Source organism: Dechloromonas sp. TW-R-39-2, from assembly GCF_016864195.1.
Taxonomy (GTDB): domain Bacteria; phylum Pseudomonadota; class Gammaproteobacteria; order Burkholderiales; family Rhodocyclaceae; genus Azonexus.
Genome location: NZ_CP045202.1, coordinates 2,089,652 through 2,103,515 on the forward strand (window position 1 = coordinate 2,089,652; position 13,864 = coordinate 2,103,515).

Annotated in this window: 13 protein-coding genes; 1 reads left to right on the forward strand and 12 read right to left on the reverse strand. The window is 57.6% G+C overall.

From position 1 onward, the window contains the following. Window positions 1-2: 2 nt before the first annotated feature. From GBK02_RS10035 to GBK02_RS10085, 11 genes are all read right to left on the reverse strand, one after another. The gene (locus GBK02_RS10035; protein WP_203466539.1) at window positions 3-3,128 is read right to left on the reverse strand and encodes a tape measure protein; all 3,126 of its coding nucleotides are present in this window, start codon (window positions 3,126-3,128) and stop codon (window positions 3-5) included. 10 nt (window positions 3,129-3,138) lie between these two features. Next, entirely contained in the window at window positions 3,139-3,378 is a 240-nt protein-coding gene (locus GBK02_RS10040; RefSeq protein ID WP_203466540.1) for a hypothetical protein, read from the reverse strand. A gap of 38 nt (window positions 3,379-3,416) precedes the next feature. Beyond that, a complete protein-coding gene (locus GBK02_RS10045) occupies window positions 3,417-3,638 on the reverse strand; it encodes a hypothetical protein (protein WP_203466541.1) in 222 nt (73 codons plus the stop codon). After that, the gene (locus tag GBK02_RS10050) at window positions 3,631-3,870 is read right to left on the reverse strand and encodes a hypothetical protein (RefSeq protein ID WP_203466542.1); all 240 of its coding nucleotides are present in this window, start codon (window positions 3,868-3,870) and stop codon (window positions 3,631-3,633) included. Before GBK02_RS10050 ends, GBK02_RS10045 begins: the two co-directional genes overlap by 8 nt. Continuing rightward, window positions 3,863-4,291 (reverse strand): hypothetical protein, encoded by a 429-nt coding sequence (locus GBK02_RS10055; protein ID WP_203466543.1) that lies wholly within the window; start codon window positions 4,289-4,291, stop codon window positions 3,863-3,865. The genes GBK02_RS10050 and GBK02_RS10055 overlap by 8 nt, the downstream gene beginning before the upstream one ends. Window positions 4,292-4,301: 10 nt before the next feature. Further along, a complete protein-coding gene (locus GBK02_RS10060; RefSeq protein ID WP_203466544.1) occupies window positions 4,302-4,793 on the reverse strand; it encodes a hypothetical protein in 492 nt (163 codons plus the stop codon). Window positions 4,794-4,809: 16 nt separating this feature from the next. Beyond that, a complete protein-coding gene (locus GBK02_RS10065; RefSeq protein WP_203466545.1) occupies window positions 4,810-5,235 on the reverse strand; it encodes a hypothetical protein in 426 nt (141 codons plus the stop codon). 122 nt (window positions 5,236-5,357) lie between these two features. Then, entirely contained in the window at window positions 5,358-5,849 is a 492-nt protein-coding gene (locus GBK02_RS10070) for a DUF1441 family protein (RefSeq protein WP_203466546.1), read from the reverse strand. Between the two features lie 343 nt (window positions 5,850-6,192). Further along, window positions 6,193-8,826, reverse strand: coding sequence for a DUF5906 domain-containing protein (locus tag GBK02_RS10075; protein WP_203466547.1), 2,634 nt, complete (start codon window positions 8,824-8,826; stop codon window positions 6,193-6,195). Then, on the reverse strand, window positions 8,823-9,089 hold the full coding sequence (locus GBK02_RS10080; RefSeq protein WP_203466548.1) for a hypothetical protein: 267 nt from the start codon (window positions 9,087-9,089) through the stop codon (window positions 8,823-8,825). The genes GBK02_RS10075 and GBK02_RS10080 overlap by 4 nt, the downstream gene beginning before the upstream one ends. Before the next feature lie 327 nt (window positions 9,090-9,416). Beyond that, window positions 9,417-10,451, reverse strand: a complete 1,035-nt coding sequence (locus GBK02_RS10085) for an integrase family protein (RefSeq protein ID WP_203466549.1) — start codon at window positions 10,449-10,451, stop codon at window positions 9,417-9,419. 105 nt (window positions 10,452-10,556) lie between these two features. Between GBK02_RS10085 and GBK02_RS10090 the strand changes: the two genes are divergently transcribed. Beyond that, window positions 10,557-11,039: a low molecular weight protein-tyrosine-phosphatase gene (locus GBK02_RS10090; protein WP_203466550.1), complete on the forward strand. Its 483-nt coding sequence runs from the start codon at window positions 10,557-10,559 to the stop codon at window positions 11,037-11,039. Between the two features lie 68 nt (window positions 11,040-11,107). Here GBK02_RS10090 and GBK02_RS10095 read toward each other — a convergent pair whose 3' ends face one another. Further along, on the reverse strand, window positions 11,108-13,804 hold the full coding sequence (locus GBK02_RS10095) for an Rne/Rng family ribonuclease (protein WP_203466551.1): 2,697 nt from the start codon (window positions 13,802-13,804) through the stop codon (window positions 11,108-11,110). Window positions 13,805-13,864 lie beyond the last annotated feature (60 nt).

A 13,864-nucleotide genomic window follows, 5' to 3' on the forward strand; every position in this document is an offset into this window, starting at 1 on the left:
GGTTAGTACGCCCTCCCGGAATCAGCTTCAAGCTGCCGGAGAATGCCCGTAAGCGCAGCGGCGTCCCTGGTTGTTGCCATGTTCACCGCCTGAGTCTTGCCGCCGATGGTGATGTGCACCGGCTGGGCCTTCGCCTCATTGCCCGCGTTTTTGATTGCCGCGGTCTGTACTTGGACGCCATCCACGCCCGAGTGATATCCGATTTTTGCGAGCGCCTGGGCCTGCAGATCGCTAACCGATGTGCCAAGGTCCACCGCCTTGCCGGTCTGCAGTTCAGAGCGCGCCAGTTCAAGCGCCTGCTCGATAGCCTGGTTGCTCGCCATGTTCGTCATGGCCGTCGCGTTGGAGGCGTTCCCGAGATTGCCGGTAAGCATGGTGGCCGAATTGCGCTGATACAGTTCGCCGTAATACTTCTGTGCGGCCCTGACTTCCTCAATCGTGGCGCCTTTCTTGTACATAAGGGCGGCTACATCCACGCTCTTGTCCGCCTGGTGGCCGCCGTCAAGGAAGCTGCCGGAGCTTTTCGGGTCGGAATATTTGTTGGCCTCGTACTTGTCCAAATCGCTCATTGCGGCAACGGCCTGGCCTGCCGCTTCGGCTACACCCTGCAGCGATGCTATGAGGACTTCGTGGCTCCCCACAGCATTGCGAGAGGCGCCAGCCGCGGTGTTGGTTACGGCGGCCAGATCGCGGGCGCGCTTCGCCAGTTCGGCGGAGATATCCGCTTCCACTTTCTTGACCTTGGCGGCGGCTTCCTGGGCCTTGAGTTCAGCTTCCTTGGCCGCCGTGAGTTGGCCGGAGGCTTGTAGTTCGGCACGCTTGGCGGCAACGGTCAGCATGGCCGCCTCGGCTTCGGCGCGCTTGGCCTGGGCCGTCAATTCGGCAAGTTTGATTTCGAGGCGCTTGATTTCGAGCAGTGCGGCGCTGGCCGCGTACTCGTCGCCACGCGCTCGGGCTACTTGATAAATGGTTTGCTGCTGCTGGATAGCCAGGCTAATGCCCGCCTGGTCGACCTTGAATTGCGACTGCTTGGCCGTCGCGTTTTGCTCTACCGCCTTGGTTTGGTCGTTCAGTGCGTCCCGGTAGAGGTATGCGGCTTCGCCGGCTGCGATTGCGGCGGCCTGTTCGTCGGCCAGGGTGGCGATACCCATTTCCCGCGATAGCTTGACGTTCTCAAGGGTCGCGGCGGTTGCCTCATAAGCTGTTTTGAGTTCGGTCACGCGGCCGGAGTTATCAGTAATCGCCGCGGCTTCGGTTGCCAGTTGTGCGGCGTGCTGTTGAGAGGCGAGGGCGGCGGCCGCTGCCTGGTCGGCTTCGGATTGCTTCGCGGTCGCACTGTCCTGGGCGGCCTGTATGGCTTTCAGCTTGGCCTCGCTTACCTTTTCTTCGGCTTTGGCAGCTTCGGACAAGGCGGCAACGTTACTTGCTGCCGTTTCGGATTCGATACGGCGGGCGGCGGCTACGGCCTGCAATGCGGCGGTGTTGGCCTTCGCAACGTTAAGCGCGGTTTCGCGCTTCTCGGTTTCAGTGCCGAACGCCTGCGCCAAGTCCAGGGCGGCTTTGCCTTCCGCTTCCTTGGCTGCTGCGTTTTTCTCTGCCAGCTTTGTCGACTGTTCGGCCGCCGTGGTCACTTTGCTATATGCATTGACCACGGCGAGCCATGAAACCGCCTGGCTATCTGCGCTCTTGCTGGCCTGCTGCCCACTGTCCGCAAGTTTGGCTTGAGCTACTGCCGTTTTGTCGGCGGCGCCGCGTGCTGCGTCCAGCTTCTTTTGGATATCGTCGCCTGCTTGGCTTACTGCTTCCTTCCAGCGATTGACCGAGTCAATCGGGTGTTTCCAATCAAACGATGCAATGGCGCCGAACGTGATACCGATTATTTTGCCGAGAAGATCGAAGGCGCCCGTAAGGCCGCGCACTGCAAAGCCAAGTTGAGTTAATGCCGCCACTAGGAAGGTAACGACGCCCGAATCACCGAGAAATTCCATGGTTTCGGTGATTGCGTTTTTCAGCCTTGCCCATGACGACGTAAGGCCGTCCACCTGGGTGTCGGTGCCGTACAGCTTTTGCAAACCCTCGGTCATTTTCGGGAGCAGGTCGCTGGCGAGTACCTGGCCGGTGCCGATCATCTGCACAAGCTCGTCCACTGTCACGCCTACCGCGTCCGCCGTTGCTTGCATGGCGCCGGGCAGTCGCTCGCCCAATTGTTGCCGCATTTCTTCCATGCTGACGACGCCCTTAGACATCATCTGTGAAACGGCCTGCAGTGCGCCCTCTGTTTCGGCTGACGACTTCCCGAGTTTCGACATTGCACCGGCTACGGCCTCAAAAATCGCCCGTGTTTGGGCGCCTTCCATGGTCGTGCCTTTGGCGGCGGCGGTCAGGCCGATATATGCCCGGCCGGCTTCCTGTACATCGATCCCCAGCCGGTTAGATGCGCTCTTGAGGTATTCGATTTCCTTGGCGGCGGCCGTGGCGCTGCCGGTCATCAATTCCAGGGTACGCCGGAGGGATTCGGCGCCCGTGTTGGCCTTGAGAAATTGATCCACGCCGAAAGCTGCGGCCAGGGGTGCCACCAAGCCGCGGATAGATCGCGCCATGCCGGAGAATGCGCCCTCGGTTTTCTTTCCCGCTTCCTGGGCCGAATCGGCGGTTTTAACCATGGCCGCTTTCAGGCGTTCGGCCTCGGCTACGGCGTCTGCTGTGGCTGCTTTCAGCCGGGAGAATTCCGGCGCGGTTGCTGCGACTGCTGCGCGGGCCGAATCGTATCCGGCCTTAGTGTCTCGCACCGCCTGGTTGAGTTTGGCAAGCTGGGCCGTCTGCTCTGCCGTTGCGGCTTTGGTGCCGCCGATAGCTGCCGTGTAGCTGGAAACCGCGGCGCGGGCCTCCAGGGCGCTTTGTTTGGCCGCCTGCAGGCCGATAGCCGCGTCCCGTGCTGTTTTGGCCTGCTGACCTTCCGCGGTGGTCGCTTCCTCAAGCCTTCGGGCCATCTGCTCGAATTCGGGGGAAGTGCCGCCGGCTGTTGTGCCTAATTTGCGAATTTCTGCCGCCAGGGCATTAACGCTTTCAGCACCTTGCGTCTGCGCGTTAAGGGTTAATGTTACGGTCCTGGAATTATTGCCAGCCATTTTTGGTACCTCAATTTAGGTTCAGGATTTCTTCTTCCGTGTAGAGGTTCCGATAGACCTCAATCCACAGCGTCCGGGTGTCGAAAAGCTCAGTGCACAAGCAACGGCAAACCGCTTCTCGCAGGTCGAATTCGGATATCTCGCCTGGGAATTCACGGGCCGCCATTGCAGCGAAGCGGCGGGAAAGGCTGATGATTTTTTGTTGCTCTTCCCGTGCTCGCTTTTTGAAGGTGGTTAGATCGTTGTTCATTGCTGCTAATCCGTTGGTTTTCGCGCCCTAGCTGCCGGCTAGCTGTAGGTAAGCGAGTTTCTGTCCGCCCATGCATGGACGAAATTGGAATCCCCGTTGGCGAACTTTTCAGTGACGCCCCCGGCCAGCAAAAACTCGATTCGCTTGATACGCCAAACGGGTTCGTGATCTTCGGCGCCTGGGTCGGCTTCGCCGTGATAGCAGATGGTTTCGCTAACCAAATCACCCTTGAGGATGTTTTGCAGGCTCGTATCACTCATTGCGACCGCCGTTGCTCGCCTTAATGGCGTTCAAAGTTTTCCGCCAAGCCGCGCATAACTTGACCTTCGGGAATTCCTGAATTTGCAGGTCCGAACATTGGACGGCCGCTTTTAGCGTTCTCGGGTCTTGCTGGTCGCGCATGTGTTCGGTTACACGGTCGGCGGCCTTCATAACCTTGGGGCTGGCGAGGGTGCGGGAAATGGTTTCCTGCAGGTCGGTTGCCTTAGTCATGGTGGCCCCCTTCGCTTTCAGTGATTTCCTCGACCTGCAGTGTGTCCGCCAGGTCTGTGAAACCTTCAAGGCGGAGTTCTGCGCGGATCGCCTTAACGCTGCGCGGCGCAGCACCAACCAAGTGCGCGATATCATGCACCGGCACCCCGCGGTTACTCAGGCGATAGATAATTCCAGCGCGCCGGAGTGCGGACAGGTCCACTTCCGGGACTTCCAGATATTCGCCACCAAAGGCGTCCACCAGCCGGTTGAAATCGTGTTCCCCGACCAGTTTTTTAAGCAGGTGCTCCGGTTTCGCCGTGGTCGGGATATAGACACGCTGCCCGGCCTTGCCGAAAAAGCCGCACATAGCCATGGTGCCGGGCAGGCCGATTACGTCACAAATGCGGCTGGCGGTCTTGAAGTTGGTTTTAATTGCCATCGCTGCCACCTCAAACCAGCTCGCACTCGATAGCGATATCCAACGGCACGCCGATGTATGCCGCCCCCGAAACGTCGGCCCGTTGCGGCTCGGTACCGATAACGGTCTGCTCTTCGAGTTCGATCGAATAACGCTCGCGCTTGAGGTCGGCGAGCTTGGCTTCCTTCTCACTCACGGGCATGCGTTCCGGTGCGCCTTCCATCTGGGAAACCTGGGCAACGGCTACCCCGACGATGTGGTCCACGCCCAGCGCGGCGAGGGCCAGGCCGATAGCGAAATCAGTCTTTCCGGCCGGTGTTTCGGGGGTAAGGTAGGTAAAGCTCCCGGAGGTCAGCGAGTCGACAGAGTTTTCGATCAATGCCGACATAGGGCGCGCCATGATTTCGAGGTGCTGCCGAAGTTCGGCTTCGAGTTCGTCGAGAGGCGGGCGGGTAGCGTTAACGCGTTTGATCTCAGCCGTCAGTTCGGAAACTTTGGCGCGGATTTTTTGAAGATTTTTCATGGTCGTTTCCCTGGGGTTAATTGAAATTGCCGTAGCGGATATTTCCGGTGGCGCGTTGATAGGCAAACAAGGCGCGCTCTTTCAGTGCCCTGGCGTCTTTTGCCTTCTCGAGTGCCTCGTTCTGGCGGGTTTTTGCTTCGGCTATTTGCGCGGAGTGGGCTTCAATCACAGCATCAAGGCCGGAGATCATGGTTTCGATCTGGGCGTTGAATACATCCGGGTAGACTTTCTCGGATACGCTGCCGCGGGGGATGGGGGTGGCGGCTAACTCCTTACGCCGATCCTGTAGTTTCTGCAGTGCCATCGAGGGGCCGAATACCTCGGTTTGATAAATCACTTCGGCGGCGGCTGTGAAGGTGCTGACGACGGATTCGAGGCGGAGCATTTTTGCCTCTGCAGTGATTTGCCAGTCACTCTTGCGGAATTTATCGATATTGCTCATTTCTAGGGCTCCTTGTTTTGAATGGATGCCCCTAATTTATTCGCAATATTCTCACCCCGATACCTAGCGCCATTTCCCTATTTGACCGTGGTCTGATAGGGAAATGGCGTAATGCAATGTGGTTATTCTGTCGCGGTTTCGTGCGCCCGTTTCATGTCTGAATAGAGCGTGTCGAGTATGTTTGTCACGATGTTTTCTACCGTTTCGACTTGATCTGACGACAGGCCGCATTTGCGTTCTAGGTTGTCGGGAAGGCTCAAAATCGCCTGTGCGCATGTCGCGTATGCGGTGGCCGTCGCGTTCTTGTAGGCGTCGCGCAGCATGTACTCGCCGGTACGGATATGTAGTTGCTGCTCTTTCAGCTTGGCGTCTGCCAGGTTCTTCCGGTCAGCGGGGGAGAGGGTCGCCGGGTCGAGGTCGGCGCCTCGCCGGGAGAACATAGCGCGCAGGGCGTCGCGTAGGGCGTAGGCGGGATATCCGCCTCGTCTGCTTGACGGTTGAATGCCGGCACGTTCGATTGTGCTGCGCACCGTGTCCCGGTCAATGTCCAGCAATTGAGACAAGCCGCGGATAGACATGGCCGGCAGTTCACTAAAGGTCGTTGAGTTGTTCATTTTTCGCTTTCAAATATGCAATATGGTTTATAAGGTGTGGTGGCTAGGGGGCCGCAAATTTCTTGGATTCATCGAGCGTCTATGGTCCCGCACGTACTTTTGCGGCTACAGGAGCCTCCGGTGTTTTTCAAGGGTTTGGTTTGTTGATCGCTGGCTCGCCGGTGCAGTGTTCGAGGGTCGCGCCCCCGCTGTCCGGTAACGCTGGTAACGCTGGTTACGCTATGGGGGAGAACTCCAAGCATGACTTTTAACGGTTTATCGTTTTGCTCTCGTCTAGAGTCAGCGTAACCAGCGTAACCAGCGTAACCAGCGTAACCAGCGTAACCAGCGTAACCGCACCAAGTCAGCGGTGGGCGTCCTCTTCCTGTTCGGCAATCCGCGTCTCTAGAACGTCGAGTGCGTCGTTCTCGCTTTCTGCCTTCCTCAACTCTTCGCGTAGCAAATCGTTATCAGCGCCTTGCCACTTCGCTTTATTGCGGACAATGGAAAGCCGAACGGGGTTAGCATCAACCTTTATCGGTTTGCCGAGTGCGACGATGCCGTACTGTTCCAGGGTCTTGCGGTGCGCCGACGTGAGGCAGCGCTTTGTGTCGTCCACCGCGTGCCGCTGTTCCAATACCGAGTAGAGGTCAGCCGCCGTAATCAGGTCGCTAGGCCAATACTTGACCAGCGCCTCACATTGCGCGGCCATCGGGGTTTGGCTCGCCTTCGTCGCTTGCTGCTTCGCCTCGTTGTTCGTTGCATGGGCGCCGGGGTTGAACGTCGATATGTCGCGTTCGCCTAGAAATTTGGCTACGGCCGCAATAAACAAAGGATTGTTGAGGGCCGCATAGAGCGTGCTGTAATAGGCGGGCGTTTTCGGCTGTCCCTCGGTGACAACAACCTCAATGCGCCGGTCGCCTTTTTCCATCGGAATCGCGCTCAAATGCTGGCTGAACATGAGCCAGCGACATGCGTTGTATTCGACAGATTGCCGGCCGTACTTCGGGTTAATCAGCCGTGATTCTTCGGTAATAATGCTTTTCAGCTTCTCGGCGTGCGCCCATTGGGTATCGCGTCCGCCTTCTCGTATCTCGTCGACAATCGCTATTACCTTGCGGGAAAGGCGGCCATTAAACCCCTTGTCGAACATTTCGACCAGATCGAGGTTTGGCGCCACTGAACCAGCCCACACCCGAGCGAGTACGGACGCAAGCCAGTTGCGACCCATGCCAAAATTCTTAGCGATATGCAGCCAAGCGGTGTGCGGCAGGATGCCGGGGGATTGTTCAATGTGGGCGAGCCAATCGAGAAAGCGGTCAGCATCCAGGCCGAACAAAAACCGGATGTGGTCGATAAACAAATTGACCCCGGCCGCCACCGGGTCGGGAACCGCAATAGAGCGGCTGTAGGGCCGCCACGAATTAACGGCGGGCCTGCCTTCGGGGTCGAGCAGGATAAGCGGGCCGCCTGCCTTGAACGTTCTGCAAACGGCTGTTTGCCGGCGGGGTGATTCCACCCACAAGCGGGCAACCGGGATTTCCTTGTCGGCTACTTTTTCCTTTCGCCCGCCGGCTAGTACCTTGTCAGGCTGGGGGAAGATTTCCTTTGATGCCGCATAGGTTGATTTCCAATCGCTTAGAGCCATGTCGTAATGCGGGTTGAAAATATCCGCTACCCGCGAACCGTCAGACAGAAAAACGTAGCGGTGCAGGGCGGTTTCAAGCGAGATAACTTCGGCGGTCGGGATCTTGTGTTCGCCCTCGCCGATTTGTTCGTTTTCCCTCCTTTGGTGTTCGCGGCGGGCGTTCTCCAATGCGTCGCGCCCTTCGGTGAACTTGGCCTTGTCGATTGCCTTCTGTGCCATGCGTTCGGCTTGCAGATTATTGCGCCGCATGATTTCGGCCTGCTCGTCCGCTTCTTCCGGTGTCGGTTCAGGCAGTTCCTCAAAGCCTTCGATAGACCAGCCGATTGCGTCCTTGAATTCGCCGTCCGTTCTGTTCATGCAGTGCGCGTGAAGGCATTTGTAGTGGCCTCTGTCAAATCCGCCGACCCCGGCAGGGTAGTAGCTGGTAGCGGTATCGCCGGTGTCGGTCGTATGGTCGTCGGCGAAAGGGCAGGTAATGTCCAGGCGCCCCGAGCGGTGATAGTCCAACACAAGGCCGCGGGCCTCTAGGTAGTCGACTAACGGGTCGTTCACGTCGTCCATGCTGCGAGGCTTAACCGGCGCGATACCTTTGCGAGCTTCTACGCTCGCCTCGGTCCCGAATTTCGCATTCAACAATGCCCACAAGTCCTCGAATTGCTGGTCAGACAATTGCGGGATATGGTCGGGCAAACCGCCGTCGAATTCATACCGCACGCCTGACGGATGGGTGCCGCAAACAACCGCCTGCTGCCTCCCTGCTAAGAATTCAATAACCCCGCCGGCCGTTTTGAAGCGGCGCTTGGTGAAATCACCCGGCATCTTGAACAGGACCAAAAACTTAGATGAATTCGACCGGCGGCGGATAGGTAACGCCACGCCTAAAAACTTGGCTATATCGATTTCAATATCAATGGCCTCGTCCAAATCCTCAACGTCAACGTCGATCGCACGGACGAGCCTGGTATTTAGGCAAATCCCTAGCCGGTCATCCTTGGACCATTTGGCAACATCGCGGGGCGTGGTGTGGTGTTCGGTCCACTTGGCGAAGCCGACCATATGGCCGTCGCGCCGGTAAGTGCTGGGCAGCTTGCCGGGCTGCTTAATGGTGCTTTCCGGTGCCGGTACGGCGGTCGGGTCTGACACGACCGGGAGTAGGTCGTCTATCAATCCAAGCGCGCCGAGCTTTTCCCATTCACCGGGAAGGGCGCCGTAGGGGGTGGGGTGAGATTGTCCTGAATAGGAAGCGGCGGCGGTAGCTGGTACCGTTGCATCATTCCGTTGGATTTCAATTTCTTCGGCCTCGCTTGCCGGCAAACTGCGAGGTCGAAGCCTTTTTTCGCCCGCGTTCATTGGACACCCCGACGATTGTAGCGACGTGGCACATAGGCGGCGCGGGCGGCCATTTGGTCGATCCAGGCGAGTGCGTCAGCCTTGCGGATATATCGACGGCGGCCAAGTAAAAAGAATTTGGGACCGTCCTTCTCGCGGACGAGTTCTTCCCCAGTGGCTTCCGGGATGCCAAGAATCCCGAGCCAAAATTCAGACCAAGAGAGGGCGGGTTTCGCCATCAAATCGACGGCTGAAGGTAGGGGGTGGTGTAGTGCGTCAGACATTATCGATATTCCTGATAATTGTCTGCCAAGTGGCTAATACGTTGGGCGCAATGGCAGACACATTAAAATGTCTGCCGGTCCTCTTCGCCACCACCGCCACACCGTTTCCGGGGGGTTTAACTGTTCAACATACCGCCGTCCGGCAGGGGTGCGGGCTTTTTGAACAGCGCTCGCTGTTGCGAGCGTCTCCACCTACCTACATTCGAGAACCGGGTCGGGAGGGCGCGTTGCCCGGTGGCGTTGAATAATGCAGTGCGAGAACTTTAGCAAATAAATTGCAGTTAATGTCGGTAGATATAGTTAAATATTTTCGGCCTGTGCATGCAATTAGCTCCCACTCCCGGCCAGGATGCGCTCAAGCTCGGTTGACCACTGTTCGGCGGCCGCGATGCGTTCGGCGGCGTAGTCGTGCCGGTTGTAGACAGCCATTACGCCTTGCATCCGATGATTTAGGCACTTCTCGATAACGTGCGGCGCAATACCAATCCCGGCGAGTCTGGTCGCAAAGGTACGGCGCAAGTCGTGGGGGGTAAATGGTTGTACCTTCTCGCGCTCGCACCAACGTTTTAGCTTTGACTGAATACTTGTCGGCGATGTGGTCCAGGGTTCTATCTGGCTGCTTGCAAGGGGGGTTAGGTGCACCCAATGCGGATCGCCGTTTTTGGTGCTATCGAGGTGCCACTTGTCCTGCTCTTGCGTTCCTTTTTGGGCCTCGCTTATCCGTAGTCCGGTCAGCAGCAAAAACCGCATTATCGTTTCGCCGGAATTCCAAACTGTCCGGATTTCGCTGTCGGATAGCGTCCGATCCCGCGTCTTCTCTTCGCCACCAACTACCCGGCTTGTCGTCCGAGCTAGCGGGTTGTTGTCCAGGGCGCCAATTTCACAAGCGTAGTCGAGTGCAAGTTTCCAGTTGCTCAGGCATCGATTGGCCGATACGGGAGCGGATTCGGCATATTCCTGCAGCTTGGATACCATGGCCGAAGTGGTGAGGCGGACTAACTGCGTGTGTCCAAGCCACTGCTTGCCCTTGGCAACGTAGGTTTGAATATTCGCTGTGACTTTGTAACGCGGCTCAATTCGCAGGTCGTACCACCTATCGAGCAATGCACCAAATGTCATCGCCTCCGGTATATCGTTACCGGACATTTCGAGGGCTTTTTGCCTTGCCTGTGCAAGCGCCATCGTCGGCCATTGACCCAAAGTGACTACGCGCCATGCACCACCTTTTCTCGTTCGGAATAACCACGATTTCCGTCCGCTGGTGTAGAGTTTGAGGTAGAGGCCCTGTGTAGCATCATCGCTTAGAAGTTCGTGCTTTTCGGGAGCCTTCAAGGCCCGCAGTGCAGTTTCGGTTAGTTTCATCTGACGGCAGATTTGTTGTGTAGCAGTCAGTGTATACCTAGCAGAGGATTTACCGAAATTAACCGGACTTTACTGATAATAACTATATGATTTTATGGAGTAGACATGACTTTTCGCGTTCTACTGGTCTGCATGGGCAATATCTGTCGCTCACCAACTGCTGAAGGGGTGTTGAGAAGTTTCATACGGACCAATAATCTGGGCGACAAGGTTGAGGTTGATTCTGCAGGAACGCATGGTTACCACGTAGGAGAGGCGCCAGACTCAAGAACCCAGCGTGCGGCCATGGTTCGCGGCTATAACCTATCGCAGTTGCGCGCCCGAAAAGTGGCACGGCAGGATCTGGATTATTTCGATCTGATTTTGGCGATGGACAAAAGCAATCTGGATAACCTGATGCGATTGGCGACCCCTGAGCAGCAAGGCAGGATCAAGCTGTTCATGGACTACTCAAAGAATTTCGACGATGAAGAGGTGCCTGATCCTTATTATGGCTTGGGCCATGGTTTTGATTTAGTGCTCGATATGGTCGAGGATGCTTCAAAAGGGCTGGTTGAGGAAATCAAGGCAACGTTGGGGCGCCGCTGATTTTTCAGAGTTGAGTAATAAAAAAGGGGCACCAGCTGGTGCCCCTTTTTGTTTCATGCATGGACCGCTTACTTGCCGGTTTCAACCATGACCAGTGCTTCTTCAGCCTGCTCAACAACAGCCTTCGGCTTGCGCGGGCGTCCCAGCTTGACTGGAGCTTCCGGTTGGGCAACGACGGCGGCCGATGTTGTTTGAACCATGACCAGACCACTGTCATTCAACGTCTTCTCAAGATCAACAGGCTGCGGTGCCGGCGTCGAAACAGGTGCGGCTGGCGTGATTTCAGGCTCGACAGGCACGTCGACCGTAGCAACCTGCGCCGGTACTTCAACTGGAGCTACAGCTTCGACCGGTGCTGTGATCTCAACCGGAGCAGCAGCTTGGATCACCGGAGCGATTTCAACTACCGGTTCGAATACCGGCGCCGGAGCGGCTTCAACTGCCGGTTCGACGGCGATAACGACGGCAGGGGCTGCCTCTACGGGTTGCGGTGCTGGTTCTGCTGCAGGAATGATGACAACAACCGGTTCCTGATTGATTGCGGGGGCAAATTCAGGGGAGGTTGCATCCAGAGCTTCCGGCTGAGACTGGGTACCTTCGGCTTCGTTGCGGCGTTCGCCACGTCCGCGGCCACCACGGCGACCGCGACGGCGGCTGCCTTGCTCTTCACCGCCGGATGACTCCGGAGCGGCAGTTGCAACGGGTGCGGAAACCTCGAGTGCAGCAACGTCGGCGTTCAGCTTGCTGATTTCGGCTGACTCGACTTGTACACGCTCCTTGCGTTCCTTGCGCTCGCCACGCGGACGACGCTCCTGGCGCGGTTCGGTATTGGCGGTCGGTGCGCTATCTTCACGCGGTGATTTCTCGGCCGAATTGCGCTCGTTGCGATTGCCACGTTCCTGACGTTCGCCACGTTCTTCGTCACGACGGTTGTTGCGACCGCCGCGGCGGCCGTCACGACCTTCGCCTCTTTCGCGACGACCTTCGCTGCGTCCGTCACGCCCCTTTTTCTGGGCGGGTTGCGGTGCCGGTGCAGGCTCTTCGGCTTTGGGTTCGCTACGGAACCAGGATGCAATGCGGGCCAAAAGACCCGGCTCCGACTTGTTGACCGGAGCAGCTTGTTCCTGTGTCTTTTCCGGGAGGTTCGGTGCCGGCTGTTCCGGTGCGATGCCCTTGATGACTGCTTCCTGGCGCGGCTTGGCGGTATCGTCCTTGCTGCTGCCAAGTTTGGTGACTTCTTCGACAGGTGCATCAACCATCCGGTAGGACGGTGCGCGCGCATCATCATTGTTCAGGTCATCATGGCGCAGACGGACAATGGTATGTGCCGGTGTTTCCAGATTGATGTTCGGAATCAGCAGGATCGTTACCTTGTGGCGCAATTCGATGGCCTGGATATCCGGGCGCTTTTCGTTGAGCAGGAAGGTGGCAACATCGACCGGAACCTGAACATTGACTGCTGCCGTGTTTTCCTTCATGGCTTCCTCTTCGAGGATGCGCAGGATGTGCAGTGCGGCAGATTCGGTAGAACGGATGTGACCGGTGCCGGTACAGCGCGGGCAGGAAATGTAGCTGGTTTCAGCCAGGGCCGGACGCAGACGCTGGCGTGACAGCTCCATCAGGCCAAAGCGGCTGATTTTGCCCATCTGGACGCGGGCGCGGTCGAAACGCAGCGCATCGCGTAGGCGATTTTCGACTTCACGCTGGTTCTTCTGGTTTTCCATGTCGATGAAGTCGATCACGATCAGGCCGCCCAGGTCGCGCAGGCGAAGCTGGCGGGCCAGTTCTTCAGCGGCTTCCAGATTGGTCTTGAAGGCGGTTTCTTCAATGTCGGCGCCCTTGGTGGCACGACCGGAGTTCACGTCGACAGCGACCAGTGCTTCGGTATGGTCAATGACGATGGCGCCGCCGGACGGCAGGTTGACCTGGCGCACGAAGGCGGTTTCGATCTGATGTTCGATCTGGAAACGCGAAAAGAGAGGGACATCGTCGCGATAGCGTTTGACGCGATTGACGTTGCCCGGCATGACGGTACCCATGAAGGCACGAGCCTGCTCGTAAACATCGTCGGTATCGATCAGGATTTCGCCGATTTCGGAATGGAAATAGTCGCGAATGGCGCGGATGACCAGGCTACCTTCGAGGTAGATCAGAAAGGCGCCATTTTGCTGTTTGGCGGCGCCTTCGATGGCGGTCCACAGCTGCAGCAGGTAGTTCAAGTCCCACTGCAGTTCTTCAGCCTGGCGGCCAATGGCTGCGGTGCGGGCGATCAGGCTCATGCCTTGCGGTACGGCGAGCTGATCCATGGTTTCACGCAGTTCAGCGCGCTCGTCACCGTCTACGCGGCGGGAAACACCGCCACCACGCGGATTGTTCGGCATCAGGACCAGATAGCGGCCAGCCAGGGAAACATAGGTGGTCAGGGCGGCGCCCTTGTTGCCACGTTCGTCCTTGTCGACCTGAACGATCAATTCCTGGCCTTCTTTCAGGGCCTCGTTGATCTTGGCGCGACCTACGTCGACGCCGGGCTGGAAATAAGAGCGGGAAATTTCCTTGAAAGGAAGGAAACCATGCCGGTCTGCACCATAGTCCACGAAGCAGGCTTCGAGAGATGGCTCGATACGGGTGATGACCCCTTTGTAGATATTGCTCTTGCGTTGCTCTTTGGCGGCTGACTCAATGTCGAGATCAATCAGTTTCTGACCATCGACAATGGCGACACGGAGTTCTTCAGCCTGTGTCGCATTGAAAAGCATGCGTTTCATTTATTGGGGCTCCAGCGCGCTTGGGGTCACGACAAGGAAGCGCCCGTTCAGGCAGCGACA

Coding starts and splice junctions, on each gene's coding strand:
- GBK02_RS10035 (WP_203466539.1), bottom strand. CDS start 3,128: ATGGCTGGCAATAATTCCAGGACCGTAACATTAACCCTTAACGCGCAG.
- GBK02_RS10040 (WP_203466540.1), bottom strand. CDS start 3,378: ATGAACAACGATCTAACCACCTTCAAAAAGCGAGCACGGGAAGAGCAA.
- GBK02_RS10045 (WP_203466541.1), bottom strand. CDS start 3,638: ATGAGTGATACGAGCCTGCAAAACATCCTCAAGGGTGATTTGGTTAGC.
- GBK02_RS10050 (WP_203466542.1), bottom strand. CDS start 3,870: ATGACTAAGGCAACCGACCTGCAGGAAACCATTTCCCGCACCCTCGCC.
- GBK02_RS10055 (WP_203466543.1), bottom strand. CDS start 4,291: ATGGCAATTAAAACCAACTTCAAGACCGCCAGCCGCATTTGTGACGTA.
- GBK02_RS10060 (WP_203466544.1), bottom strand. CDS start 4,793: ATGAAAAATCTTCAAAAAATCCGCGCCAAAGTTTCCGAACTGACGGCT.
- GBK02_RS10065 (WP_203466545.1), bottom strand. CDS start 5,235: ATGAGCAATATCGATAAATTCCGCAAGAGTGACTGGCAAATCACTGCA.
- GBK02_RS10070 (WP_203466546.1), bottom strand. CDS start 5,849: ATGAACAACTCAACGACCTTTAGTGAACTGCCGGCCATGTCTATCCGC.
- GBK02_RS10075 (WP_203466547.1), bottom strand. CDS start 8,826: ATGAACGCGGGCGAAAAAAGGCTTCGACCTCGCAGTTTGCCGGCAAGC.
- GBK02_RS10080 (WP_203466548.1), bottom strand. CDS start 9,089: ATGTCTGACGCACTACACCACCCCCTACCTTCAGCCGTCGATTTGATG.
- GBK02_RS10085 (WP_203466549.1), bottom strand. CDS start 10,451: ATGAAACTAACCGAAACTGCACTGCGGGCCTTGAAGGCTCCCGAAAAG.
- GBK02_RS10090 (WP_203466550.1), top strand. CDS start 10,557: ATGACTTTTCGCGTTCTACTGGTCTGCATGGGCAATATCTGTCGCTCA.
- GBK02_RS10095 (WP_203466551.1), bottom strand. CDS start 13,804: ATGAAACGCATGCTTTTCAATGCGACACAGGCTGAAGAACTCCGTGTC.